The following is a 26419-nucleotide window of genomic DNA, read 5'->3' as shown; positions in this document are numbered from 1 at the left end:
TAAAAACTTAAAAATTCAAGTGGATAAGAATCCGGTTTCTAATAACCGTAATCCTGTTTCAAATTGTAATTCGACAAGATGATGTCATCATAAATCGGGAACAATTCTTTTCTGTTTGCTTCGAAATATTGAGCATATCCTTTAGCCGGATCACTGATGTATTGTTGTGTCACCGCAAGCCTCCAGTTGGCTGTTTTGTAGCCTGATGGTACAGATCCCGGAGAAGGCGTGTAATAAACATCGGCTCTACTCACACCCGCTGGTACATAAATATCTATTGCCTGAAGCGCTGCCTGTGCTGTTTTTGTTCTATCATAAGGAGAGTCCTTGTAATATAAAACAGAAGGTACATTCGCATACGGGCCGGTTCCATCTTTAAATTGGGCGAGCTTTTGTCTGGTTTCAGTGATTTTTGTAGCTAAAAGATTCCAACGGATCAAGTCATATTTTCTTAGACCTTCTCCTCCGAATTCCAACAATCTCTCGTGAACGACATAATTGAAGAATCCTGTTTTGTCAGTTGGGATTGTTCCTGCCTGTCCAAGGTTGCCTGCATAAGCACGGTTTCTAACTTGCTGTACTGCATTCACTGCTTCTGCAGATGGCGAACCATTGATTTCATTATCAGCTTCTGCAAACATCAGTAAGATATCAGAGTAGCGGATCATTGGCCAGTCGATTGCAAGGTTTTGTGCAGTTCCTGTAATACTGGTCCAAGATTTTCTGTATTTTCCATCTGTACACAGAGCGCCTGTTGCAAGGATTGCTTGGTTTGCATCATTGATCTGCATAGATGCCACCGTAATATCTCTTCTCACATCAAACTTTCCGAACTCGTAGAAGTAAACCGGAAGGGCGTTTATCCCACCACTACTTTTCCATGAAGAATTGTCACTGTGTCTCATTCCGTTGTAGTAACCAATTTTACTGTCTGTAGCGGCATTACCTCCAAAAGCTCCCACAGCAAAAATAACTTCGTGTGCTGCATCTTCCGTATTGTCGTGCAATGCTCTGAAAACGGCTTCGAAATTTGCATTCAACGCGTGGTCTCCTTTTGTAATAATGTCTTTGCACTCATCGTAAGCTATCTTGTAATAAACTTCGGAATTAGAACCTTTCGCCATTATTCTTGGATCTCTTCTAAGGGAATATCCAGCTCTAGCCAATGCAATTCTGGCTCTAAGACCTTTCACAGCAGCTTTTGTAATTCTCGTATTGCTAGTTGCTGCTTCTGATCTCCAAGGAACTAATGTAGCTGCAGTTGCCAGGTCAGCAATCATTTGCTCGTAAATAACGTCTCTGTCTGTTTTAGGAAGATAAACTGTTTCCAAATCAGATGACGGAACCAGTTGCAAAGGAACATCGCCCCAGTTTTTGATCAAATCATAATAGAATTGTGCTCTCAAAGTGTAAGCTTCTCCCAAATATCTATCCATTAATTTTTTATCTGCTGCAGAACCACTTTGGTAAACAGAGGACAATGGAATATTTTTGATAACAAGGTTTGCTCTTTCTATTCCTGAATATAATTTAAGGAAAGGTTTGTTTAGATCAGGATTGGATGTGCATGCGCCAAAAGTACTGAGTCCTCTTCTGTCATTACAGTTGAAATCCCCGGAGGTTTTGAAATCATCACCTGACTGCGGATAGTATAAATTAAGTCGCTGACCATATCCATCGTCACCAATCACCTGATTGTAAACACCAATCAATGCAGTGAAAGTATCTGCTGTACTGTCAAATTGTTGTTCTTCGTTTGAGTTAGAAATATTTTCTGCATCTAAGAACTCATCACAGGAAGTAAATGTGAATAAGACGATCAAACAACTTAGAATTGAAATTAATCTGTTAAGTTTCATTTTTTTTGAATTAAAAAGTTATATCAACACCTGTTAAGAAAAATCTGCTTCGTGGAAAAGCGGCGTAGTCCACTGCTGGAGTGAGTGTACTTTTTCTAGTACTCACCTCCGGATCATATCCTGAATAACCGGTAATTGTAAAAACATTATTAGCTGTAGCGTATAATCTAAGGTTGCTAATCCCAAGCATAGACAAAGCATCTTTTGGTAGTGAGTAACCAAGAGTGACGTTGTTCAGCCTTAAGAAAGAACCATCCTCGATTGCATACGAGTGTAAAAAATAGTTACCTCCTGTAGGAGTCCACATCGTTGTATTGGCATTGAGTGCCGCTAAAGCAGTCGGATCTGTTACCTTCACGCCATCTGCACCAAACCACTTCCATCTGTCAGCCATCTCGGCCAGCATGTTTTGATCTGTGTATTGGTATTTGGTGGTAAATTCTATCTTGTTTGCATTATAAACTTTATTCCCTACCGAGAAGTTGAAGAATAAGCTCATATCAAAATTCTTGTATTTGAAAGTCTGGTTGAAACCACCATAAAACTTCGGCTGAGCATTTCCAAGATCAGTTTGATCTTTCGTATCAATGATGCCATCGCCATTCAAATCTCTCAACTTCAAATCTCCGGGTTGCACTACTCTGTTTCCTAATGCTACAGAACTGGTAGATGGAATGCCTGCTTTCAATTTGTAAGTATTGTTTGCGGGATTGAAATCAAAATCACTGATTTCATATCTTCCTTCTGTCACATAGCCGTAGAACATCCCGACTGGCTGATTTACCTGAACTTTGAAATCAAATAAATTGTTCACCCATCCAGATGGTACCAAATAGTAATCCGTACCTGACTCAGTTAATGAACCTAAGCTTTTTATCACGTTTTTGTTTGCAGCAACGTTGAAATCTGTTTTCCAGGTAAAGTTTTCATTACCAACGATGATTGCTCCTAAACTAAATTCCAAACCTTTGTTCTGTGTTTTCCCAGAATTCTGATATTGGTATTCATATCCAGATGTTTGAGGAATTTTTGCTAATAACAACAAATCTTTTGTATCCGTGATGTAAGCATCAATAGCACCATAAACTTTCTTATTGAATACAGTAAAGTCTAAACCAACATTTTTAGAAACTGTCGCCTCCCACTTGATGTTAGGATTTGCCATAATATTTCCTGGCGCAGAACCTGTGATGATACCTGTACCTCCCGTGTAACCGTACTGGCTAGATGGTGTGTAGAAAGTATCATATAGGAAAGCGGCAATTCTGTCATTTCCAGATTGTCCGTAACCGATACGTAGTTTTAGATCATTGATCATATTGGAATCCTTAAGGAAATTCTCTTCCCCAATCTTCCATGCCAATGATGCTGATGGAAAATTAGCCCATCTGTTATTTGGTCCGAAAGAGTTGGATCCATCTCTTCTTACAGAGACTGTTGCTATATATTTGTTGTTATAAATATAGTTAGCTCTTGCAAAGAAAGAAGCCAATCTGCCAACCGTAGTAGTTGTAGCAGGCGCATCCTGGATCATTCCTGCAGGTGGCATCGCCAATTGAATATTTGCAAACGCCTGTGCCGGAGAAAGTGATGTAGGCAACCATTTGATATTCATATCAAGCTTGTTACCATCTGTCTGCACAATCTCCTGACCTAAAAGGAAATCCATTTTATGATCACCAATTTTTTTCTTGTAGGCAAGCGTATTGGTATTGGTAATTCTTCTTGTCTGTGTGTTTGTTAATTGTGCAACGGACATATCAGAATTGATTCTTGATAGATATGTTTTAGGACCGGAAAATTGCTTAATCTCCTGATCATTCTGCACATATCCAATCACACTTTTGAAAGTTAAATCTTTGATAATGTTATATGTAATAACACCATTTAGGAATAAGTTATCGGTATTATTGTACTTGATTTCGTTATTAGATAATAATACCGGATTCACCAAGTTGGTAGTTGCGAAATCATCTGTATCAAACTCATCAGAACCTGTTCCTGCACTGATTCCGTTTTCAAAAGGTCTGTATCGGATCACGTTTCTAAGTCTGTTTGTACTTTGTGAGCCTGCAGTTGTAGTTCCTGCACCATTGATGAAGGTTTGACTGTACCTTGCTGTCAATCCGACTTTCAATTTTTTGCTGATATCAAAATCATATTTGAAATTGGCCATATTTCTTTTATAGCCAGAGTTGATCATAATACCATCTTCCTCAACGTGGTTTAATGATAATGTAAATGCTGAATTAGAATTACCTCCAGAGATATTAAGGTTGTGCGTAAAGTTGAATGCTTCCTTACCGAAAACTTCCTCCTGCCAATTTCTCTCCTGGATGGTTTTGTATCTGTTGATTCCTGGATCAATTATATTTCCATTAGCATCTCTTACTTCATTGTAAACGCCATATAAGCTAATGAATTTATCAATTTGTTCTTGATAACCGTCTTTGTTGTACAATTCATATTGATACTGTACAAAGTCATAAGGATTCATCACGTCCAAAGTTTTTGCAATGGTACGAACACCAGTATAACCGTTGTAGTTGACGTTTGTTTTCGTATTTTTCCTACCACTTTTTGTCGTGATGAGGACTACTCCATTTGCTCCTCTTGCACCGTAAATGGAAGTAGACGAAGCATCTTTCAAAACCTCTATCGATTCTATTTCTTTAGGTGAGATGAGTGATAGTGCATTATCCATCTGGATTCCATCTACAATGTACAACGGTGCGTTATCCTGCGTTATGGAAGTTCCACCTCTTACTTTAATCTCAGGATCGGACCCAGGAGAACCCTCTCCAAAAGTCACCTGTACTCCGGCCATTCTTCCCTGGATTGCTTCCGCTGCACTGTTTACAGGCATATCAGCTAACTGTTCTCCTTTTACAGAAGCAATCGAGTTGGTAACATCTTTTTTAGAAACGGTTGTGTAACCAACTAGTACAACTTCATCAATATTCTTTTCTTTGTTTCCGTCATACTTTGCCAATGCAACATTGATAACGGTTTGTCCATTCACTTCTACCTCTTGCTCCTCAAATCCTTTTGATCTGATTACAAGGGTTGCATTTTTAGGTACATTCAGTTCATACTGTCCAGCTTTATTCGTCATTGTAGAAAACTTCGAATTTCTCACTGAAATTTCTACATTCTGTACAGGCTTGTTCTGATCAGTGATCTTCCCGGAAACCTTAATTAACTCTTGAGCCAAACCAAATGCCGGTAATAAAAAGACTGATGCGATCGTCGTTTTAATAAAAGCACTTTGAATACCTAGTTTTAAACCACTCATAGATATTTTTTAGTTTTATAATTAGTAATATTTTTTTTACTTATATATAGTATCAAAAAAATTGTCTTAAAAGATGCAATCGATTGCACGTATTTTTTAACGATTTCTTAACTCGACTAAACTAAGATTATTTTCTAATTGGCAAATAAAAAAAATAAATATTTTATTAATATTAATGTAACATAGCAATTTCTCAGATTGGATCAATAGACATAAACAACTGAATATTAGTTATTTATTTACTATAATGAAACAACAAACGAAGATATCAAATGGATAAATTAACAATTTTTAACACTTCATAATGATGATTAAAATCATTATTCACAGAAAAAACGATCATTTTAATTAACCAAAAATTAACTTAACATTCTGTGTTTTGGCAAAATCTACTTTTTTTTATGTTAAAACTAGTATTTTGGAGAATTACTTAAATATTATGACATAAAATAAGATAACAAAAACATAAACATCTGATTTACAAATTATTAAAACAATAATAATCTTATTTTGTGAAAGATTATTCTCTGAGCAACAACTTTTATAAAATTGCACAGATTTTTCTTATTATGGGCAAAAATAATTGATAAAAAAAAGCAATTTTCAGTAACTTTAATTACGAAAACAACATATAAAACACTGTATTTTAAACATTTAAAATTAAATTTAAATTTTTGTTTCCCAGTTGAAAATTATATTTATATTTACAAAAATTATTTGCTGTGCCAAATTGCATATTTATCAATGCAATCGATTACACAGCGTTAATTATTTGTTCACATTATATAGACTAAAATGACTCAATCAGAATTCCGATATGCGCATCATCCAAACGATGCCAAAAATTACACAACAGAAGACCTTAGAAGAGAATTTCTAATCAACGATTTGTTCGTAGAAAACCAGATCAAATTGGTTTACACAATGTACGACCGTTTGATCGTTGGTGGAATTATGCCAGTTGATCAGGCTCTAACTTTAGAAACTATCGATGAATTGAAAGCGCCTTACTTCCTTGAAAGAAGAGAATTAGGAATCATCAACGTTGGCGGGAAAGGAAAAGTAACTGTGGACGGAACAGTTTACGAACTTAATAATAAGGAGGCCTTATATATAGGAAAAGGAAACAAGGAAGTAACGTTCGAAGCTTCAAACGGCGAACAACCATATTTCTATATCAATTCTGCGCCAGCTCACCACGCTTTTCCAACTAAGAAAATTACAAAAGATGAAGCGGAGATCGTAGAATTAGGCGATGCAAAATATGCAAACCGAAGAACCATCAACAAATTAATTGTGAACAGCGTTCTGGAAACTTGCCAACTTCAAATGGGAATGACCGAACTGCACGAAGGAAGCGTTTGGAACACAATGCCTTCTCACACGCACACCAGAAGAATGGAAGCTTACTTCTACTTCGATCTGGAAGAAGGGCAAACGATCTCACATTTTATGGGGCAACCGACAGAAACACGTCACATTTTCCTGAAAAACAGAGATGCAGTGATCTCTCCGGAATGGTCTATCCACTCTGGTGTTGGGACTTCCAACTACAGTTTTATTTGGGGAATGGCAGGAGAAAATATGGATTATGGCGATATGGATGCCGTAAAAACTGACGAATTAAAATAATTATGACAAATTTATTCGACTTAACAGGAAAAGTAGCTTTAATTACCGGTGGAACACACGGTCTTGGTTTGGCAATGGCAGAAGGTTTGGGATCGGCAGGTGCAGAACTTGTGGTGACAAGTACAACTCCTTCCAAATTGGAAGAAGCTATCAAATACTATCAATCAAAAGGTTTCAAAGCAACAGGTTATATTTTTGATGTGACCGATGAGAAACAAGCTTCTGAAAAAGTAGCAGAGATCGAATCGAATCACAAACAGATCGACATCCTTATCAATAATGCTGGAATTATCAAAAGAATTCCAGCTCTGGAAATGGAAGTTTCTGATTTCAGAAAAGTGATCGACGTAGATTTGACTGGACCTTTCATTATGTCACAATTGGTGGCGAGAAATATGATCAAAAGAAGAGCTGGAAAGATCATCAACATTTGTTCTATGATGAGCGAATTGGGCCGTGACAACGTCGTGGCTTACGCTTCTGCAAAAGGCGGATTGAAAATGCTGACCAAAAATCTGGCGACAGAATGGGCAAAACACAACATCCAAGTGAACGGAATCGGTCCTGGATATTTTGCAACTTCTCAGACCGAACCAATCCGAGTGGACGGCCATCCTTTCAACGAGTTCATTATCAGCAGAACACCGGAAGGTCGTTGGGGAAATCCAGAAGATCTTGCCGGAACCGCTATTTTCTTAGGTTCAGAAGCCAGTAATTTCATCAACGGACAAATCATCTACGTTGATGGCGGAATCTTAGCAACCATCGGAAAACCTTCAAACGAATAAATCGGTCTATCATCTATTCGTCTATTATCTCTTAGTCTATCAACAAAAATCTCGTTATGAGTACAAAACCATTTATCACAGATACATTTTTACTAAAAAATAAATTCGCTGAAGAGTTGTATTTCAATTTTGCAGAAAAACAGCCGATCATCGATTATCACAACCACTTGCCTCCAAAAGAGATCGCAGAAAACCGTCAGTTTGAAAACATTACTCAAGTCTGGATCGGTGGCGACCATTACAAATGGAGAGCGATGAGAACGATGGGCGTGAACGAAAAATTCATCACTGGAAACGCTTCTGACAAAGAAAAATTCGCCGCGTGGGCAAAAACAGTTCCGAATACTTTGAGAAATCCTTTGTTCCATTGGACGCATTTGGAATTGGCAAGATATTTTGACGTTTATGACTTGCTAAGTGAAAAAAATACAGACGAAGTTTACGAAAATGTATCAGCTCAACTTCAGACACCGGAAAAATCTGTTCACGGCTTGTTGAAAATGAGAAATGTGGAAACAGTTTGTACGACAGAAGATCCGATTGACACTTTGGAATATCATCAAACAATCAAACAGAACAACATCGGAATCAAAGTTAGCACGGCTTTCCGTCCTGATAAAGCGATTTTGATTGACAACGAAGATTACAATGCTTACATCGATAAATTAGGCGAATCTGCAGGTATTGAAATCAATTCTTACCAAGATTTGCAGGACGCTTTGAACAAAAGAATCCAGTTTTTCCACGAAAACGGTTGCAGATTGTGTGATCACGGATTGAACAATATCTCTTTCGAAACGTTCACAGATTCAGAGATCAACTCGATTTTCGAAACGAAGAGAAAAGGAGAAGCCTTAACAGCACATCAGATTGAGCAATTCAAAACAGCGATTCTTTTGTTTTTAGGAGAAACTTACCATTCTTTGGGTTGGGTTCAGCAATATCATTTGGGCGCGTTGAGAAACAACAATGCAAGAATGCTGAAAGTTCTTGGACCAGACACAGGTTGGGATTCTATCGGCGATTTCAGTCAGGCGGCGAATCTTTCAAGATTCCTTAACACCTTGGATTCCAAAGATAAATTGACAAAAACCATCATCTACAATCTAAATCCTGCCGACAACGAAATTATGGCAACGATGATTGGAAATTTCAACGATGGTTCTGTGAAAGGAAAAGTACAATTTGGTTCCGGATGGTGGTTTTTGGACCAGAAAGATGGAATGGAAAAACAACTGAACGCCCTTTCAAATATGGGATTGATCAGCACTTTCGTTGGAATGCTAACGGATTCCAGAAGTTTCCTTTCTTTCCCAAGACACGAATATTTCCGCAGAGTTTTATGTAACTTGTTAGGAAACGAGATCGAGTCTGGAGAACTTCCACAAGATATGGATTTAGTAGGAAAAATAGTTTCGGACATCTGTTATAACAATGCAAAAGACTATTTCACTTTTTAAATTGTCATCCTGAGGCTCTCGAAGGAAATAAAATAAAGATTTGGGCAGCTATTTCCGCCTTCCGCTCCCAATCTTTTTTGCAGACGATTTCAGTTCAAATAGAACTTAAGTAAAAGCAAAAAAGGATTTCCGCTCAAGTCGGGCTGCGAGTGATTCGCTGTTAAAAAAGAAAAATCCTGATTCTCACATCTTGAATCTCGATTCTAAAAAATTAAAAATGAAAACAGAACATACACCACAAACATTCTACAAATCCGATTCTACAGAATGGGAAAAAATAGATGAATACATCGACCGACAGATTGTTGGCTACGACAATTCTGTAATGATGGTGAATGTTCGTTTCAAAAAAGGAGGAATTGGCTATGCACATCAACATCCACACATTCAGGTAACTTACGTTTCTGAAGGAAGTTTCGAAGTGACCATCGGCGAAGAAAAAACAACCTTAAAAAAAGGTGATTCATTTTTCGTACATTCAAATATTGTTCACGGTGTTGTCTGTCTCGAAGACGGAATCTTGGTTGATGTTTTCAGCCCGCACAGAGAAGATTTTATTAAATAAATCAACAAAGTCCCAAAGGGATGATTTAACAAAAAGGTAGGATAAAATCCTATTAAATAACAAAATCCAGAATCTCGATTCTTGTATCTTGATTCTTAAAATAAATTTAGATTAATGGGCAAAGTAGTAAGCTTTGGAGAAGTGATTATGCGATTGTCACCTGCCAACAACAGGATGATGAAGCAAAGCAACGAGATGGAATTCTTTTTCGGAGGCACAGAACTGAACGTTGCGGCGTCACTGGCGACAATGGGTTGTGACGTAAAACACGTGAGCGTTGTTTCTGATGATTTCGTTGGAGAATCAGCCATTTCATCCATCAAAAGTTATGGCATAGATACCACTCACATTGCAAAAAACGAGCATCCTTTGGGATTGTATTTTCTTGAAGTTGGTTCTTCTGTTCGTGCTTCCAGAATTGCTTACAACCGTTTGAATGGTTCATTTGCAAATATCAATCCAAACCAGATCGACTGGGAAAAAGCCTTGGAAGGTGCAGACTATTTCCATTGGACAGGAATCTCTCCCGGAATTTCGGAAAGTGCTTACATCGCTTTGAAACAAGGTTTGAAAACTGCCAACGAAAAAGGAATCGAAATCACTGCTGACCCAGCTTACCGTTCCAACCTTTGGAAATATGGAAAAGAAGGCTTCGAAGTTTTGAAAGAATTGGTGTCCTACTCCACTATTTTTATCGGTGGCGTGAATGAGATCAACGAGATCATCGGAACAAAATTCTCTTCTGATAAAGACAGTTTCATCGAGGCTTGTAAAGAGTTTCAAAAGCAAATGCCATCTATCAAAAAGATATTTGACAAAGTGAGAGTCGGTGCCAGCGCAAGTACTCAGGAAACCCAAGGAAGAGCTTGGGCAAACGAAACGTACTTCGAATCTGAACCAATCGAAATCCTTCAAGTTGTAGATAGAATCGGAACTGGCGATGCGTTCGCTGCAGGTTTGATCTATGGTCTATTAAACTTTGATGATGAAACTGCTCTTAAGTTTGGAAACGCCGCTTGTGCGATTAAACACACGGTTCCTGGCGACATCAACCATTGTAGCGCTTCTGACATTTTGGATGTGATGAATGGCGACAAGGGCGGAAGAATAAAGAGATAATTTAGAAAAAAATGATCATAGATACATTAGAAAATGCTTCTCAATATTTTTTGCTAAATCCATTATTTGAAAAAGCTTTCGACTATTTAAAAAACAAGAATTTAGATTCTTTAGAAGTTGGAGTTACAGAGATTCAGGAAGATCTTAGAATGATTGTTTTTGATGAAATGGCCAAAACAAAAGAAGAAAGTCTTTCCAAATTCGAATGTCATAATCAAAATATCGATATTCAAATTTGTCTGAAGGGAATAGAAAATATGGGTTGGAAACCAAGGCAAAAATGCACAAACCCAATCGGAGAATACAATGCAGAAAAAGATGTTCTTTTTTACAATGATGATCCAGATATGTTTTTCCAATTAAACGATAATCAGTTTGCTATTTTTTATCCAAATGATGTCCACGCACCGATGATTGGAAACGGCTTTATTAGAAAAATAGTTTTTAAAGTAAAAATTTAAGAAAAATGACAAAGATTCAATTAGTTACCAATGCCATCATCAACCAAGGTATTTTGCCTTTGTATTACAACGCTGACGAAACGGTAACTCTCGACATACTGAAAGCGCTTTACAGAGCTGGAATCCGTGCTGTAGAATATACAAGCAGAGGCGAAAACGCACTTTCGAATTTCACCAAAATGGTAGAATTGAGAAATGCCGAAATGCCAGAAATGCTTTTAGGAATCGGAACAATCAAGAATTTGGTGCAGGCAGATGCTTATGTAAAAGCTGGCGCAGATTTCTTTATCAGTCCAGGATTTGTACCCGAAGTTGCAGAATTTTTGATCTCCAAACATTTGCTTTACAGCCCAGGTTGTATGACGCCAACAGACATCATCGCAGCAGAAAATGCAGGCGTGACTTTCGTGAAACTATTCCCGGGAAATGCTTTAGGTCCAGGTTTTATGAGTGCGATAAAAGACGTGTTTCCTAATTTAGTTTTTATGCCAACCGGCGGTGTTGACACCACCAAAGAAAGCATCGAAAGCTGGTTCAAAGCTGGTGTTTCTGCTGTTGGAATGGGAAGCAAATTAGTAAGCAAAGAATTGATGGCTTCAAAAGACTATGCCACCATAGAAAACGAAACCAAAAAAGTTTTAGAGATCATCAAATCGATAAAAGCTTCTTAAAAATAAAAAACACAACCAAATCATTCAAATATGAATCAATCTACAACCACAAAACCGACCACTTTCAGATGGACCATCGTTGGTTTGCTTTTCTTGGCAACTACGGTAAACTATCTGGACAGGCAAGTTCTATCTTTGACTTGGAAAGATTTTATTGCACCAGAATTCCATTGGGACAATAATGATTATGGTAACATCACCGCATTGTTCTCGATTTTCTATGCTGCAAGTATGATCTTCGCAGGGAAATTTGTGGATTGGATGGACACCAAAAAAGGCTTTCTTTGGGCAATCGGAGTTTGGTCTGTGGGTGCAGTTTTACACGCGTTTTGTGGGATCGCGACATCTGGGATCATATTAGGCGATTGGTTTGTAAGTTTTGAAGGTGCAAAACACAACATTGCCACAGTTAAAGATATTTCCCGAGTGATCAACGTAAGTGTTGCCTTATTCATTTTTGCAAGATTGATCTTGGCCATTGGTGAAGCTGGAAACTTCCCTGCGGCCATCAAAACTACGGCAGAATATTTCCCTAAAAAAGACAGAGCTTTGGCAACCAGTATTTTCAACGCTGGTGCAACGGTTGGAGCGCTTGCGGCGCCGATTTCTATTCCTTTTATTGCGCAGGCTTTAGGTTGGGAGATGGCGTTTATCATCATTGGTGCCCTAGGATTTTTGTGGATGGGAATTTGGATTTTCTACTACAAAAAACCACACGAGCATCCGAAAGTGAATCAAGGTGAATTGGATTACATCAATCAAGATATCGATACTACAATCATAGAAGATTTGTCTCAGCCAAAAACAACTTTTACGTTGGCGCAATGTTTCAAATATAGACAGACCTGGGCTTTTGTCTTTGGAAAGTTTATGACAGATGGCGTTTGGTGGTTTTACCTTTTCTGGACACCAGCTTATCTAAGTTCAGTTTACGGAATGGACAGTACGCAGAGTGCATTTCCATTGTTCGTTCTATATATGATTACTTTGGTATCCATCGTTGGTGGTTGGCTTCCGACTTACTTTGTAGAAAAGAAAGGAATGAACCCTTATTCTGGTCGTATGAAAGCGATGTTGATCTTCGCATTCTTCCCATTGTTGGCATTATTGGCACAATCTACAGGTAAAGTCTCTTACTGGTTCCCAGTACTGATCATTGGTATTGCAGGTGCGGCGCATCAGGCTTGGTCCGCGAATATCTTCTCCACTGTTGGTGATATGTTCCCTAAAAAAGCAATTGCGACCATTACAGGAATTGGTGGATTGGCAGGCGGAATCGGTTCTACAATTATCAATAAAAGTTCTGGTCTATTGTTCGATTATTCGCACAAAGCTTGGACGACTGTGGATGGCGTTCCACTTTTGGAAAAATTCCCCCAATATGCAGATCAACGTTTGCCGGAAGGTTTTTTTGCACAATTACAAAAATCTGGTGCCGTGGTTGTAGACGGCATCGACAAAGGATATATGATTATTTTCTCATTCTGTGCAGTCGCTTATTTGATTGCATGGTTTGTAATGAAATCATTGGTTCCAACTTACAAAATCATTAAAGAATAAAGAAAATGGAATATCAGACAAAACAAAAACTTAGCCGTGAAAACTCAGCATTAACTGAGAAACTACCTATAAAATTTTTACAATTTGGAGAAGGAAACTTCTTGCGTGCCTTTGTTGATTACTTGATTGACAAGATGAACAAAGAAGCTGGTTTCAATGCTGGAGTTGCCGTTGTTCAGCCAACACAAGGTGGACTTGTGGATATGCTGGAAGAGCAAAACAACCTTTACACTCTTTTTGTAAGAGGTGTGAAGAAAGGTCAAATTGTGGACGACCAAAGCGTGATCTCCGCAATTCAAAGATCTTTGAGTCCTTACGAACATTATCAAGAATATCTAGATCTAGCGAAAGGGGAAGATTTACAATTCATCTTATCCAATACAACTGAGGCAGGAATTGCTTTTGACGAGTCCGAAACTTCTTTGGAAGCTGGACCTCACAAAAATTTCCCTGCAAAAGTGACTGCTTTCCTTTACGAAAGATTCAAATACTTCAATGGTGCTGATGACAAAGGTCTTCACATCATTCCGTGCGAATTGATCGAGAATAATGGATTGACATTAAAAAAATATATCCTTCAATATGCTCAACTTTGGAATCTTGAAGAAGGTTTCTCTGCTTGGGTAGAAAACAGCAACTCTTTCCACAACACATTGGTGGACAGAATCGTACCTGGATATCCAAGAGAAGAAAAAGACGAATACGAAGCTAAATTTGATTATGATGATAGCTTGATGGTAGTTTGCGAAGCATTCTTACTTTGGGTGATTGAAGGTGATGACAAATTGAAAGCGAAGATACCTTTTGATAAAATTGATGATCAGGTTTTGATTGTTGATGATATCACACCGTACAGAACCAGAAAAGTAAGAATCCTAAATGGTGCTCACACCGCAATGTTGGCATTCTCTATACTTGACGGAAAAGAAACTGTGAAAGAAGCCATCGACGCAGATTTCGCTGGAAAATGGATCAGCGATACGGTTTATAACGAAATCATTCCAACTTTAGATTTATCAAAAGAAGAATTGACGGCTTTCGCTGAGGAAGTTTTTGACAGATTCAGAAATCCATTTTTGAAACATCAGCTTTCTAGCATTGCGTTGAACTCAATTGCGAAATTCAAAGTGAGAGTATTGCCAAGTTTGTTGCAATATGTTGAAGATAAAAAAGAATTGCCTGTAAACCTGACGTTTGCTCTTGCCGCATTGATTAGATTCTACCAAGGTGAATTCAATGGAAAACAACTTCCAGTGATGGATGATGCGCCAGTTGTAAAAAGATTCAACGAGATCTGGGCGACTAATGATCTTGGAGAAGTGGCAAAAGCAGCTTTGTCTGAAATAAGTTTCTGGGATCAGGATCTTACAGAAGTTCAAGGACTATTGGAATCTGTGACCAAAGCGTTGAGTGCAATCGATTCCAAAGGGATTGAGGAAGGTTATAAGAATTTCATTCAATAGTATTTATTTGGCTTCGAGAACCTCAGCCTGACAAAATTGATAAATTGCTGTCAATCTGAATAAATCAAATGATTTACAAATCGAATGCAGCCCGGCTTGAGCGGATTCTTCGAGAACCTCAGAATGACAATTGGGAACGGAAGACGGAAATAGCTGCCCAAATAATTATTAAATGACAAACAATTAATTTTTAAAATACTTAAAAATTATGAAAAAAGTATTAAAAGTAAATCCAAAAGACAACGTTGTTGTAGCGCTGATGGATCTTTACGCTGGCGAAATCGTTGATCTAGACGGAACGCCATACCAAGTTTTAACGGATACAAAAGCTAAACATAAATTCGCTGGAGAACATTTTGAAGCTGGCGACCAAATCATAATGTATGGTGTTGTGGTTGGGAAAGCCAATCAAGCCATCCAAAAAGGGGAAGTGATCACGACTGAAAATGTGAAGCACCAGAGTGAACCGGTTTTCAAAAAGACTGGAAATCTTGGCTGGACGCCACCAAATGTTGACCGTTGGAAAGACAAGACGTTCAATGGTTATCACCGTTCTGACGGGCAAGTTGGAACCAAAAATGTCTGGTTGTTTTTCCCATTGGTGTTTTGTGAAAACAAGAACATCGAGAAGCTGAAAGATATTTTCGAAAACGAATTGTTACCGAAGAAAGAGGTTTCCTACAAGAACTTCCTACGCTCTTTGATTGAGGAAAAAAACATCGCAGAGATAGAAGACAACTCAAGAAATGAGAATCTTCTGGACAATATCGAAGTCAAATTCATCAATCACCAAGGTGGTTGTGGTGGTATCAGACAAGATTCGGAACTGTTGGCAAAGTTGCTCGCAGGTTATGTAAACAACCCTAATGTAGCTGGTGCAACAGTTTTGAGTTTAGGCTGTCAGAATCTTCAGGTTGATATTTTTCAAAATGCTTTGAAAGAAATGAGTCCGAACAGCGACAAGGAAATCTTGGTCTTCGAACAACAGAAAATCGGAACTACAGATAAGATGTTCCAAATGGTGATCAAAGATTCTTTCGAAGCCATCAAAAGAGCCAACAAAATCGAGCGTCAGCCTGCGCCAGTTTCGAAGATCAGTATTGGTTTGGAATGCGGTGGATCCGATGGATTCTCAGGAATATCTGCCAACCCAGCTTTGGGCGTTGTGTCCGATATTTTTGCAGCGTTGGGCGGAAAAACAATCTTGGCAGAATTTCCGGAATTGTGTGGCGTTGAGCAAGAATTGATGAACCGATGCGTGGACGAAGAAAAAGCAGACAAGTTTTTATCATTAATGAAAGCTTTTGAAAAATCTGTTGTAGATGCAGGTTCAGGATTTGATATGAATCCATCACCAGGAAATATCAAAGATGGATTGATCACTGACGCGATGAAATCTGCAGGTGCTTCCAAAAAAGGTGGAACTGCACCAATCGTAGATGTTTTGGATTACGGTGAATATATTTCGAAACCAGGTCTGAATCTTTTGAACACGCCAGGAAATGATGCCGAATGTACCACAGGATTGGTAGGATCTGGTGCAACAGTTGTTCTATTCACCACAGGTTTAGGAAATCCAATGGGAAATCCGATCGCACCAGTTGTGAAAATCTCTTCTAACACGGCATTGATTAACAGAATGTCGGACATCATCGATGTGAATGCAGGAACTGTGATCACGGGCGAAAAAAGCATTCAGGAAGTTGGTGAGGAGATCGTAGATTACATCATCGAATTGGCGAGCGGAAACGTAGAAACGAAAGCAGACCAACTGAAACAGGATGTCTTTATCCCTTGGAAACGAGGGGTGTCATTATAATTTTTTTGAATTTTTAAGGTTTTTATTAAAGAGCATTCTTTTCGAAGAGTGCTCTTTTTGTTTGAGGTATTAGAAATTACGTTTAAGGTATTAGATTTAAAATTTGATATAAAAATTTGATGATGGGTTAATCTAATTCATACATTTGGGAACTTAATTTAGAAAATGACTCAGCACTATCAGACTATCATCGAGACTATTTTTCATCAGATCAAAAATGAAGAAAATCCTGGCGAAGTGGCTTCTTATATCCCGGAGCTTGCCAATATTGACCCTGATCAATTTGCTGTTTCTATCAAGCTCATAAATGAAGAAAACTACAGCTATGGTGATTATCAAACCAGATTTTCTATCCAAAGCATTTCTAAAGTTCTCCTACTCTGCCTAGTTTATAGCCGCACGGGCGAGAAGATCTGGGAACGCGTCGACGTGGAACCGTCTGGGAATCCGTTTAATTCTCTAGTTCAATTGGAATCTGATCAGGGAATTCCCAGAAATCCTTTTCTTAATGCTGGTGCACTTGTTATTTCTGACATTCTGATCGACTTGTTCGAAGATCCAAAGAAAGCGTTTTTGACTTTTGTGAGAGATATCACAGACTCGGAAACTATCAACTATTCAGAAACTGTAGCGGAAAGTGAACTGAATATTGGTTACCGAAACGCTGCGCTATGTAATTTTATCAAATCTTTTGGGAACATTAAAAACAATCCGGATGAAGTCCTAAATCTTTACAGCCTGATCTGTTCAGTAGAAATGAATACGATGGAATTGTGCCATGCTTTTAGCTTTTTGGCCAATGGCGGCAGAAAAATATCAGACCATAAAATGATCTTGACCAAAAGCCAAACCAAAAGAGTGAATGCCATTATGCAAACGTGTGGTTTCTATGATGAGTCTGGCGAATTCTCTTTTCGGGTTGGACTTCCTGGTAAAAGTGGTGTTGGCGGCGGAATTACAGCATTATTTCCAGGCAGATATGTCATCACGGTCTGGAGTCCAAAGCTGAATCCAAAAGGGAATTCTTACCGCGGAATGAAGTTTCTGGAACTTTTTACCACAGCAACCGAAGAATCTATTTTTTAAATTGAGATCAAACGACAAACACTTTTTTCCATTTGGCAACCGTGTTGCGGCTTAGTTTGAAATGATTTGCTAGCTGAGAATCATTCAGGTTATTCTTCTTTTTGTAATCCAGAATTTCGAGAATAGTGGTTTCATTGTAAGATCTGTATTTTTGATTTTGACGCTCTGCTTCTTTGTTTTTCTTACCAAATATTTTGATATTGAGTTCTATCACGTCCAGATCAGAAAGATCTTTTTTGTTTAAAATTGAAAGACAATCCTGCTGTTTATGCGGAAACTTTTTCAGAAGAATGTCTGTGTAGATGTTTTTATAATTCGGTTTCATCACTTGGTTTTGGTTTGTGTTTTTCGATCCATTTGTACAAAGTCGTCCGTGGAATGTTGTAATGCTCCATCACTTTGCTTTTTGTCATTGCCCCGGAATTGATCTGTTCCAAGATAAAATCTATCACCTCTTGCGTGTAGATATTCTTCCTGAAAGCCGGAAGATCAGATTTTTTAGCTGTCTGGTCCTGAGAAACTTTGCTTGGTGGAGAATAGAAAATCAGGTGCTGGGAATAAAGCCTGAAAAAATCGTAGGATAAAAGTTTGCTCCATTTCAACAAAATCTCAGAATCTAGACTTTGCTGTTCGTACATCAGGCGTAGTTCATTTTCTGTGCATTTCAGAAAATTACAGATTCTGCGATCATCAATTTCGCATTCCAAAACTCTTTGTTTCAGAAAACTGCCGATATGGATATTTTTGAAGTTGAGAATTCGGTCTGAGGAATCAGAGGACATAGTTGGTTATTAGAATTAATTCCAACAAAAAAACTAAACCTGCGCGAATTATCAAAAAAAACCGAGTCCCAAGAAGTACCCGAAATCAATATTTTAAGGTATTTGATAAGTTATTTGATAAAATCTCTCATCCAAATCGTAAAATCATCCTTGGTGGGAATGTCCAATCGTTTTCTCAGATTGTATTTATTATTTTTAATCGTTTTAACTGCTTTAAAAGTGTAATCCGCTATATCTTTCGTGGCAAATCCAAGATAAATGTAGGCACTGAGTGTAAGTTCAGACGGTTTCAGATCTGGATTGACTGACAGAAGCTTGGTTCTAAACTCCGGATACACCTCCTGAAATCTTCCCCAAAACTCCGGACTGTTACTTTTCGCAAGTTGAATGACCTCTTCAAAAGACTCATTGACTTTCAATTTGAGTTCCTGCGTTTCCTCTTCTTTCTGGTGAAGAACGTTGTCTTTCTCTGTCAGGAGTTTCGATTTTTTCTGATTTTCCTTACGATTGACAATCAGAAACAAAATAATGATTGCAATTAAAATGAGAACGATTATGATAATCCATTTCAAGACAGATTCTTTCTCTGCATGGATTTCTTCTTTATTTTTAACAATATGATCGACAGAATTATTTACGTTAGCATTATTAGCTTTCGTAATACTGTCCTGCAGTCTAGAAAATTGTCTCTCGTACTTGATTGTCTTTTCATAATCATTCAACTTTTCATAAGATCGGGACAAACCAGAAAATGACTTTAGAAGCTCGTCTATCGCCTTACTGTCTTTTCCAAATTTCTCTGCTTGGCTGTAGAATTCAGCCGCTTTTTTGTAATCCTTATGATCTTCGTAATACTTTCCCCACTGGTTGTAGAGAATTGTTTTTTCAAAAGTATAAGTTGGATGTTTGTCTAGAAATGCAGTCGATCTGTTGAGATAATGGACAATAGAGTCATTATTTTTATTTTCTTTAATATGATAATATGTAATGAATGACAAGGTGTAGGCATCTTCCTCTATTTGTTTGGACTTCCATGCATATTTGATTGCAATGTCATTTCTGTTCATATTGCTGTATGCCGACAGTAAACTTTGGTAGGCGTAGAGGAGATAGCTGTCTCGGTCGTATTTATCTGAGATTTTTTTCGCAAAACCTTCTGCCGCGGTAAACTGATCGATCGCTTGTTTTTCCGAAAGTTTGGACTCATTGTAATTCCTGCCGGTTTCTGTAGCAATTGATGCTTTCAGGCTGTAGTCATCTATAGATTTTGATAATTGATCCGCCTTTTCCAAAGCACTCAGACTCTCTTTGTAGTTTCCCAACGTACAAAGCGCATTTCCCAATCTGCTGTAGCCCCACGCCTCTCCTCTGGTATACTTAATATTTTTGGACTGTTGTATGATTTTTTTGCTGATGGGGATGAGTTCCTCGTATTTCGCATCCGAGCGTAATTGCTTTGAGACATGAAAAATCAAAGAATCTATCTCTACCTTCGATAACTGTGAAAATAGTATGACAGGACAAAAAAGGAATATTATGAATATTTTCTTAACCATTATTTCTATTTAACTGAGGTAATTTCTTATCCAGATTGTAAAATCATGTTCTGTGGGAATATCCAATCGTTTTCTCAGGTTGTACTTATTATTTTTAATTGTTTTGACTGCCTTAAAAGTGTATTCAGCTATGTCCTTTGTTGCAAATCCAAGATAGATGTAAGCACTGAGAGTAAGTTCGGAAGGTTTGAGATCGGGATTACGCGATAATAATTTGGTTCTAAAATCCGGATAAACTTCCTGGAATCTCCCCCAAAACTCGGGACTGTTACTTTTAGCAAGCTGAATGACTTCATCAAAAGATTCATTGACTTTTAGCTTCAGTTCCTGTGTTTTTGTTTCATTTTCGGATATGATCTCCTGCTTTTCTTTTTTATTAAATTTTGAAATTCTTTTCAAAACAAGATAGACTGCTACAATAATGAGCACAAAAATAATGAAAAATATAAACAGATAACTTCTCTCTTTCTCGATCACTTCTTCTTGCTTCTCTTTCAGGATATGCTTTATCGGTGTCTCCTGAATTTTCTTGTGCTCACTGGACAGACTGTCACTGATCCTAGAATATTGTTCCAGGTTTTCACCCGCATTTTTATCATCGTTTACAGCTTTATAAGATTCATATAGCAACTTGTGCGTATCTTTGATGTCTTTCGGTTTGTTTAATTCTTCTGATATAGCGAGAGATTGTTTGTAATATGAAATGGCTTTCTCGTAATTTTTCTTTTGAAAATAAAACCGCCCATAGCTTCTCAGCAAAATCGATTTTTGAAAAATAGGAAACTTACCCGTGCTGAACATTTCCTCTCCTTTTTTCAGATAAAACTTTGCCGAATCCAGATTCTCACGGTGAACCGTAAAATATTTTGCAAGCCGTGATGCAGAATACGTATCGGGAATGACTTTGTACGCACTGTGAAGATCCTGATACAAGGCATCCAGCTGATTACTTTCTTCATAAATGACACCTCTCGTACTGTACAAATATTGCAATACAGTATTCCTAGCTTTAGCATCTACGATATTCCTGCTAAGATCAATACCTTTCGTAAAATATTCTATTGCCTTCTGATTGAAACCAAGAGCCATGTAATTTCGCCCGTATTCACCATAGATTCTGGCGGCGATCTCTGTATCCTGAAGTTCCTGATTGCTTTCCATAGCACGTTCCAGGTATTCAAAACTTTCTTTGATTCTAGAAAGATTAGAGAGAATATTTCCGCTCTGGACATAGATATTCACTAACTCTTTTTTATCAATAGAATTTTTATTTTCTTTTAAAACTTTCTTGTATAGTTCTAATGCCTCTTCCAAGTGACCTTCTTTCCTAAGCTGGAAAACCTGCATTTTTATAGAATCTATCTGTTTCTTCGAGTATTGCGAAGAAAAAAAAACCGGTAAACAAAATAATATTATCAGTATGTAATTTCGCATAACTGTTTTCAAATTGGGATGTTTTCTATAAATCTTTTATAAATTAATTTTTCTGCTAAGCACCCAACACTCTGGGATTACAAAGAAATTTAAACAGATTTATTATAATGAAAAAATATTCTTCAAAATCATTAATTAAATGATTTATCACAATGAATAAGTAGGTATTGGTTATTTTTAATTAAGTACAAAATTAAGATTTTCCAGTATTATATTAAGAAAAAAATCCCCAGAACTATAAAAATTCTGAGGACTGTGGAAATAAACACACAAAAAAATTATTTCCAGTAATTCCAAACAGAGCCGTCGAATACTGCCAGTGTTCTGCTTGCTGTATCGTAGCACATCATCCCAGGATAAGGATTTTTTACATTTGTACTTGGATGTTGGATCCAAGGTAGAATCATTGCTTTATTTTCGGCTTCCAAAACCAAAACACCTTTTGCAGTACTCGTTGCTGATCCTATGATAACGCCCTGATTGCTGGATGTTTCTGCCGAAGTGTTGGGCGTAATTTTCGTCTCACTACCAGGATCGCTTAGGTTGACCCAGCCATTGTTTTCATACATTTTAACTTTGTCATCATTCCTGTCAAAGACGAAAGTCCCGTTGTTTGATGCTGGATTTGTAGTACTCAAAACATTGTTAAGATTTTCTACGGCAGAGAGGATGATTCCTTTCTTATTTAAATCATTATTATCAAATTCCAAAATTACACTTGCATTCGTAACATCTGGTTTGCCAATTGCAACCTGTGCGTTTGAATTAGTTATAATTAAGCTCAAAAGAGTTATGAATATTATTTTTTTCATTTTGTTTAATCTTTAAAAATTAATTGCTTACATCGTTACAACTTCTCTTGATACAGTTCCAATTGATTCCGTTGAATAATTTCACACAAGAATCCTTGATATCATAAACCAACATCCCTGCAAATGGAGAGGCAATAGAATCTGTAGTCTGAGGAACGAAGCTGACGTGTGGAACTCTGGTGATGACGAGACCTTTTTGTTTGGATTCCAATACAATATGACCATTCGGGATATTCTCCGGCCATCCTGCTTGTTTTTGCTGCACTGAGATTCCTACCTTGGTAGGCTCTGGTGTTCCTGCAGACGGCGGCTGTACACAATAGCAACCCTTTATAGCGCCATTCTTAGAATCTCCTACACTTTGCCCAGTTGTATTGCTGTATCCAGACGGAAGTGGTGTTGAAAGCTGAGGCAATCCAATATTACTTCCGCTGGTACTTACACAAGTTTTGCCACCACAAAGATTTTTATAAACAGATGTACTGCCTCCTGAAAGAGAGCTACCAGCTGTAACAAGTTGTGAAAGATTTACATCTGCCGCACCTTCAAATGCATCGGCACAGTCATCTGCATCAGAATCAAGATCCAGTCTGTCTGGGATTCCATCTCCATCCGAATCACACTCCAGATACATTCTCACAACATACGTTGGATTTGCGACTGTAGTAGTTGTTGAGAATCCAAAAGACTTACTTCCAAAATTAAGATCAACATATCTCCAGTTTGCTAATGCGCTTGTAGAGTTGAGACGGGACAATGTCTTCTCTGTTTGTGTTTCGGTAATTCCCCATTGTCCCGCTACAGCTGTCTGATTGACGAAACCAGCAGGCGCGGTGATAGGAATCAATGGACCAGTGTATCCATAAATGCTCTTGCTGTCATTTCCAAAATACTCATTGTTTTGAGATAGCAGAACGAAGGCGCTCAGCTTTCCAGTAATATTCCAGATAGATGGCTTTTCTCCATTTTTTGTCCACCAATGATCTTGTGTCGGATGTACCGAAGCATTTAAAATAGAAACAATCACCGCTCCAGAATTTACAGGATATCCAAACTTATCACTTACATCTTTGCTTACATTTTGATTTCTTTCATTCAAGGCTAATCCAAAATCTGATGGTACAAGATCTATAAAACCGTTTGCTTGAAAAACAGCAAACAAATCTGCAACTGTATTGCTGCATTCTACTGTATCCAGAATACCGTCATTATCATCATCTACATCCTGATCGTCATTAATACCATCGCCGTCAGAATCAGGCACAACCCTGAAAGTTACTGTAGAATAACTGATATTACTATCCTCTACCCCATCTGCATCCAAATCTGTAATACTGTAAGTGTACGTGTAGATGCCAGGTTGCGTGGTTGGTGGAATGTATAGCGTTCCATTGCTTACACTTACCTGCGCATTCATACCTACCCATACGACTTCTTTAAAGCTGATATTTGTTAATGGTAATGTTACAGTAGTTCCGTTGTAGGTGTCATTAGCAAAAATATTTGGCAACGTTCCCCCTACACCGTAAGTGATTGGCGTACCGGCGTAATTATCATTGGCTGAGCAAATTGGAGCATAGACAATTACTTCTTTGGTGGGAGAATAGCAGTTATTAACCGAATCAAAAAATGACGCGTAATATTTTGTAGTGCCAGTTAAAGCCGTAACATTACTAATCTTGTTTGCAGTTGTCGCTGGTGTAGCAGTGTGCCATGTCAAAGTAACTGTAGATGGTGTAGGTTTGTTTGATGCAGTCAAAGAACTTAGGTTGGCTGTGGTAGCTCCGCAAGGAATGTTATATGATGAGTTGGCTGTAGAATAATTAGTGGCAGCATTGATGGATGGCTCAAACGCACCTGCAGAACAAGTTGCAACACCAAAACGGTTTGTTGTAAAGTTAGGACTACTGGCTGTTCCTATGGTAAGTGTAAATTCACCATCGGCTGATCCATCGCTTGTACCACTAGCAATACTTTCGCCTACTGTTGTCCAACCATTTGGAAGTTCTTTAATTGGTGCATTCTGCCCTACAATGCCTTGATTTTTTGATAACTGAAATTTCACAATTTCTCTCTCAATTAAATTTCCACCTACCGGAAAAGTGAAGGTACCATTACTCGTATTCACAGCAGTGGTGGCAATTACTTTACCGTTGGTATCTATTGCATTGACATAAAGTGGAATCCCATTGTTCCATACGCCACTGCTTGTTCCATCTCCGTCTATGATGCTATTCCCATTTTGATCTCTGTAAACTGTACCGGAAACAGCTGGGCGTGCTAAAGGAAGTATAGGCGTGATTCTACCAAGAAAACTCAGAATCTGAGTACTAGATGTTCTTGAAAAATTGATACTAGGATTTCCAGTGACACCTGTGCGATAAACAGTTTTCATAGCAACACCATCAGCTTCGTTCACAGGTTTGTAGCCGCCACCACTAGGAAAAGTAGAGTAATTATTTCCCAACGGATTATTGACACTTAGGGAATTAATATCTATCCAGCCTGCAGAGTTGCTTAAATTACTTTCTTGTGTGATGGCACCATTAGCTAAATAGACTATGTTAGTCTGCAAAGTTCCTACAGGAGCTGCCGGAGCAGTTGAGGAAAATGGAGAAAAAGAGGAAGAGTATGCCGGCGAGACAATACCGTTACCGATCAAACTAGATGAGATTGTAGATTGACCTGCATTTTCAAAAACAGCAACACTTATAATCACATCATCACCACCACTGTACGGAGGCTTACTGGAAATTGCAGGAAATGAAAAACTGGTGCTTCCGGTTGGAAGATTGTCACTATCTCTCATCACATAGGAAAATAGCGAAGAACTTATGTAAGCAGTGTTAGGATAGCCACTGTCACTGCCATAATACTGATATGTATAATAATGATAAGTAAGATTACTTGTCCCAATTCTTAACTGAGGAACATTGTCTGCATTTGATCCCGGATAGTTGCTTCCTTTTGCGGCTCCGTGATCCCTTTCAAAATAGGCAGCTACAATCATAACTCTATTTTTTCCAGCAGGAATATCATAATTAAAAGCAGGAACTCCTGCAGCTCCAGCCCCTTTAGTGGAATAGACATAATTACCAATCAAGTTAGGTGTCTGTGATTTGTATGATAATGCTGTAAAGATCAACATCAGCATTATGAAGATATTTTTTTTCATTTGGTCGAATTTGTGTAATAGAAATCCTGTTCTTACAGTATCAACTGAAGAAAAAACAAGGAGGAATTAAGTTTTTGATATTTTTAAGCTAAAATCGGAGGTGCTCTTCCAGAAAGTAAATTCTGGTATTGAGAGATGAGATTTTGAGAATGGAATCCGTAACTTTTAATCTCAATTAAATTTATATTGATTTGATAATCAAATATATTGACAGGCCTTACAAATACATTCGTATATGAAAGCTGCGTGGGTACAACAGCTTTTGTAAATGATTCGCTTATGGAATAGTAAAAATTAGTCTGTGAAGATGGAGAATATTGTTCAGCTACTTCCTCAGAATCTATATTGACAAAATTATCTTTAGCAACTGGCTTTACAACTTTTTCAGGCATCTTATTTTCTACGACAGATGCGTTTTTAACATCAGATTCCAAAGGTTCAACCATTACAATTTTTCCTTCAACTATATCATCCAAATCAACAATTGTAGTTCCAGACGAAATATAAATATTGCTAACTGACGAAATACTATCTGGCTGATTGGTGATAATAGAATCTAAATCAACCGTGGATTTCTCTTCTTCAGCTAAATCTGTACTATTGAAATTGGTAATATTTGCAGAGATAAAATGAATGAATAATAAAAACAAAATCCCAAACACTTTTCTAACACACAGAAAAATGTTTGGTCTAATGTCTTTCAAAATTTGTGTTCTTGCCATCATTGCGATTTCTGAAAAAAAGAATATCTCTTGATCAGGTTGGCAAAGGAACAAATAAGAATGTCACAATAAAAAAAACACCAGCCCCAACGGGTACCCTACTACATTAACTAATTAATAATGAATTAATTAAAATTAAACACAGAATTAACAAAAGATA

General features: G+C 37.7%; 20 protein-coding genes. 11 read left to right on the top strand and 9 right to left on the bottom strand.

Annotated features, from left to right (window positions below; genetic code table 11):
- Positions 1 to 38: 38 nt before the first annotated feature.
- Positions 39 to 1859, bottom strand: coding sequence for a RagB/SusD family nutrient uptake outer membrane protein (locus tag PQ459_09035; GenBank protein WDF48609.1), 1821 nt, complete (start codon positions 1857 to 1859; stop codon positions 39 to 41).
- A gap of 10 nt (positions 1860 to 1869) precedes the next feature.
- Positions 1870 to 5154, bottom strand: coding sequence for a TonB-dependent receptor (locus tag PQ459_09030; protein ID WDF48608.1), 3285 nt, complete (start codon positions 5152 to 5154; stop codon positions 1870 to 1872).
- A gap of 795 nt (positions 5155 to 5949) precedes the next feature.
- Between PQ459_09030 and kduI the strand changes: the two genes are divergently transcribed.
- The 11 genes from kduI (at position 5950) to PQ459_08975 (ending at position 17778) form a co-directional block, all read left to right on the top strand.
- Positions 5950 to 6786: a 5-dehydro-4-deoxy-D-glucuronate isomerase gene (gene kduI / locus PQ459_09025; protein ID WDF48607.1), complete on the top strand. Its 837-nt coding sequence runs from the start codon at positions 5950 to 5952 to the stop codon at positions 6784 to 6786.
- A gap of 2 nt (positions 6787 to 6788) precedes the next feature.
- Complete coding sequence (locus tag PQ459_09020; protein ID WDF48606.1) at positions 6789 to 7574, top strand: gluconate 5-dehydrogenase; 786 nt, start codon at positions 6789 to 6791, stop codon at positions 7572 to 7574.
- 56 nt (positions 7575 to 7630) lie between these two features.
- Positions 7631 to 9034 (top strand): glucuronate isomerase, encoded by a 1404-nt coding sequence (gene uxaC / locus PQ459_09015; protein ID WDF48605.1) that lies wholly within the window; start codon positions 7631 to 7633, stop codon positions 9032 to 9034.
- 217 nt (positions 9035 to 9251) lie between these two features.
- Entirely contained in the window at positions 9252 to 9599 is a 348-nt protein-coding gene (locus PQ459_09010) for a cupin domain-containing protein (GenBank protein ID WDF48604.1), read from the top strand.
- A gap of 114 nt (positions 9600 to 9713) precedes the next feature.
- Positions 9714 to 10718, top strand: coding sequence for a sugar kinase (locus tag PQ459_09005; GenBank protein ID WDF48603.1), 1005 nt, complete (start codon positions 9714 to 9716; stop codon positions 10716 to 10718).
- Positions 10719 to 10729: 11 nt separating this feature from the next.
- The gene (locus PQ459_09000; GenBank protein WDF48602.1) at positions 10730 to 11179 is read left to right on the top strand and encodes a YhcH/YjgK/YiaL family protein; all 450 of its coding nucleotides are present in this window, start codon (positions 10730 to 10732) and stop codon (positions 11177 to 11179) included.
- A gap of 5 nt (positions 11180 to 11184) precedes the next feature.
- The gene (locus tag PQ459_08995) at positions 11185 to 11850 is read left to right on the top strand and encodes a bifunctional 4-hydroxy-2-oxoglutarate aldolase/2-dehydro-3-deoxy-phosphogluconate aldolase (GenBank protein WDF48601.1); all 666 of its coding nucleotides are present in this window, start codon (positions 11185 to 11187) and stop codon (positions 11848 to 11850) included.
- Between the two features lie 30 nt (positions 11851 to 11880).
- Positions 11881 to 13410, top strand: coding sequence for an MFS transporter (locus tag PQ459_08990; protein ID WDF48600.1), 1530 nt, complete (start codon positions 11881 to 11883; stop codon positions 13408 to 13410).
- A gap of 5 nt (positions 13411 to 13415) precedes the next feature.
- The gene (locus PQ459_08985) at positions 13416 to 14873 is read left to right on the top strand and encodes a tagaturonate reductase (GenBank protein WDF48599.1); all 1458 of its coding nucleotides are present in this window, start codon (positions 13416 to 13418) and stop codon (positions 14871 to 14873) included.
- Positions 14874 to 15078: 205 nt separating this feature from the next.
- Entirely contained in the window at positions 15079 to 16692 is a 1614-nt protein-coding gene (locus PQ459_08980; protein ID WDF48706.1) for an altronate dehydratase family protein, read from the top strand.
- 165 nt (positions 16693 to 16857) lie between these two features.
- On the top strand, positions 16858 to 17778 hold the full coding sequence (locus PQ459_08975; GenBank protein ID WDF48598.1) for a glutaminase: 921 nt from the start codon (positions 16858 to 16860) through the stop codon (positions 17776 to 17778).
- A 7-nt stretch (positions 17779 to 17785) separates the two neighbouring features.
- On the opposite strand, the gene PQ459_08970 is transcribed toward PQ459_08975, so the two are convergent.
- From PQ459_08970 to PQ459_08940, 7 genes are all read right to left on the bottom strand, one after another.
- On the bottom strand, positions 17786 to 18103 hold the full coding sequence (locus PQ459_08970; GenBank protein ID WDF48597.1) for a helix-turn-helix domain-containing protein: 318 nt from the start codon (positions 18101 to 18103) through the stop codon (positions 17786 to 17788).
- Positions 18087 to 18560: a transposase gene (locus PQ459_08965; protein WDF48596.1), complete on the bottom strand. Its 474-nt coding sequence runs from the start codon at positions 18558 to 18560 to the stop codon at positions 18087 to 18089. The genes PQ459_08970 and PQ459_08965 overlap by 17 nt, the downstream gene beginning before the upstream one ends.
- 110 nt (positions 18561 to 18670) lie before the next feature.
- Positions 18671 to 20116, bottom strand: coding sequence for a hypothetical protein (locus PQ459_08960; protein ID WDF48595.1), 1446 nt, complete (start codon positions 20114 to 20116; stop codon positions 18671 to 18673).
- Positions 20117 to 20125: 9 nt separating this feature from the next.
- Positions 20126 to 21463, bottom strand: a complete 1338-nt coding sequence (locus PQ459_08955) for a tetratricopeptide repeat protein (protein ID WDF48594.1) — start codon at positions 21461 to 21463, stop codon at positions 20126 to 20128.
- A gap of 365 nt (positions 21464 to 21828) precedes the next feature.
- Positions 21829 to 22362, bottom strand: coding sequence for a hypothetical protein (locus tag PQ459_08950; protein WDF48593.1), 534 nt, complete (start codon positions 22360 to 22362; stop codon positions 21829 to 21831).
- 19 nt (positions 22363 to 22381) lie between these two features.
- Positions 22382 to 25537, bottom strand: a complete 3156-nt coding sequence (locus PQ459_08945) for a hypothetical protein (protein ID WDF48592.1) — start codon at positions 25535 to 25537, stop codon at positions 22382 to 22384.
- Positions 25538 to 25620: 83 nt separating this feature from the next.
- Positions 25621 to 26259, bottom strand: coding sequence for a hypothetical protein (locus PQ459_08940; GenBank protein ID WDF48591.1), 639 nt, complete (start codon positions 26257 to 26259; stop codon positions 25621 to 25623).
- Between the last annotated feature and the right edge of the window lie 160 nt (positions 26260 to 26419).

The organism is Chryseobacterium sp. KACC 21268 (assembly GCA_028736075.1).
Lineage (GTDB): Bacteria > Bacteroidota > Bacteroidia > Flavobacteriales > Weeksellaceae > Epilithonimonas.
Note: the sequence above shows the minus strand (reverse complement) of the source record. Positions and strands in the feature narration are given on the sequence as shown.

Bases quoted from the DNA above. Each gene is read 5' to 3' on its own strand.
- kduI (WDF48607.1), top strand. From the start codon at position 5,950: ATGACTCAATCAGAATTCCGATATGCGCATCATCCAAACGATGCCAAA.
- PQ459_08990 (WDF48600.1), top strand. From the start codon at position 11,881: ATGAATCAATCTACAACCACAAAACCGACCACTTTCAGATGGACCATC.
- PQ459_09005 (WDF48603.1), top strand. From the start codon at position 9,714: ATGGGCAAAGTAGTAAGCTTTGGAGAAGTGATTATGCGATTGTCACCT.
- PQ459_09035 (WDF48609.1), bottom strand. From the start codon at position 1,859: ATGAAACTTAACAGATTAATTTCAATTCTAAGTTGTTTGATCGTCTTA.
- PQ459_08995 (WDF48601.1), top strand. From the start codon at position 11,185: ATGACAAAGATTCAATTAGTTACCAATGCCATCATCAACCAAGGTATT.
- PQ459_09000 (WDF48602.1), top strand. From the start codon at position 10,730: ATGATCATAGATACATTAGAAAATGCTTCTCAATATTTTTTGCTAAAT.
- PQ459_08975 (WDF48598.1), top strand. From the start codon at position 16,858: ATGACTCAGCACTATCAGACTATCATCGAGACTATTTTTCATCAGATC.
- PQ459_08950 (WDF48593.1), bottom strand. From the start codon at position 22,362: ATGAAAAAAATAATATTCATAACTCTTTTGAGCTTAATTATAACTAAT.
- PQ459_08955 (WDF48594.1), bottom strand. From the start codon at position 21,463: ATGCAGGTTTTCCAGCTTAGGAAAGAAGGTCACTTGGAAGAGGCATTA.
- PQ459_09010 (WDF48604.1), top strand. From the start codon at position 9,252: ATGAAAACAGAACATACACCACAAACATTCTACAAATCCGATTCTACA.
- PQ459_08970 (WDF48597.1), bottom strand. From the start codon at position 18,103: ATGAAACCGAATTATAAAAACATCTACACAGACATTCTTCTGAAAAAG.
- uxaC (WDF48605.1), top strand. From the start codon at position 7,631: ATGAGTACAAAACCATTTATCACAGATACATTTTTACTAAAAAATAAA.
- PQ459_08985 (WDF48599.1), top strand. From the start codon at position 13,416: ATGGAATATCAGACAAAACAAAAACTTAGCCGTGAAAACTCAGCATTA.
- PQ459_08945 (WDF48592.1), bottom strand. From the start codon at position 25,537: ATGAAAAAAAATATCTTCATAATGCTGATGTTGATCTTTACAGCATTA.
- PQ459_09020 (WDF48606.1), top strand. From the start codon at position 6,789: ATGACAAATTTATTCGACTTAACAGGAAAAGTAGCTTTAATTACCGGT.
- PQ459_09030 (WDF48608.1), bottom strand. From the start codon at position 5,154: ATGAGTGGTTTAAAACTAGGTATTCAAAGTGCTTTTATTAAAACGACG.
- PQ459_08960 (WDF48595.1), bottom strand. From the start codon at position 20,116: ATGGTTAAGAAAATATTCATAATATTCCTTTTTTGTCCTGTCATACTA.
- PQ459_08965 (WDF48596.1), bottom strand. From the start codon at position 18,560: ATGTCCTCTGATTCCTCAGACCGAATTCTCAACTTCAAAAATATCCAT.
- PQ459_08940 (WDF48591.1), bottom strand. From the start codon at position 26,259: ATGGCAAGAACACAAATTTTGAAAGACATTAGACCAAACATTTTTCTG.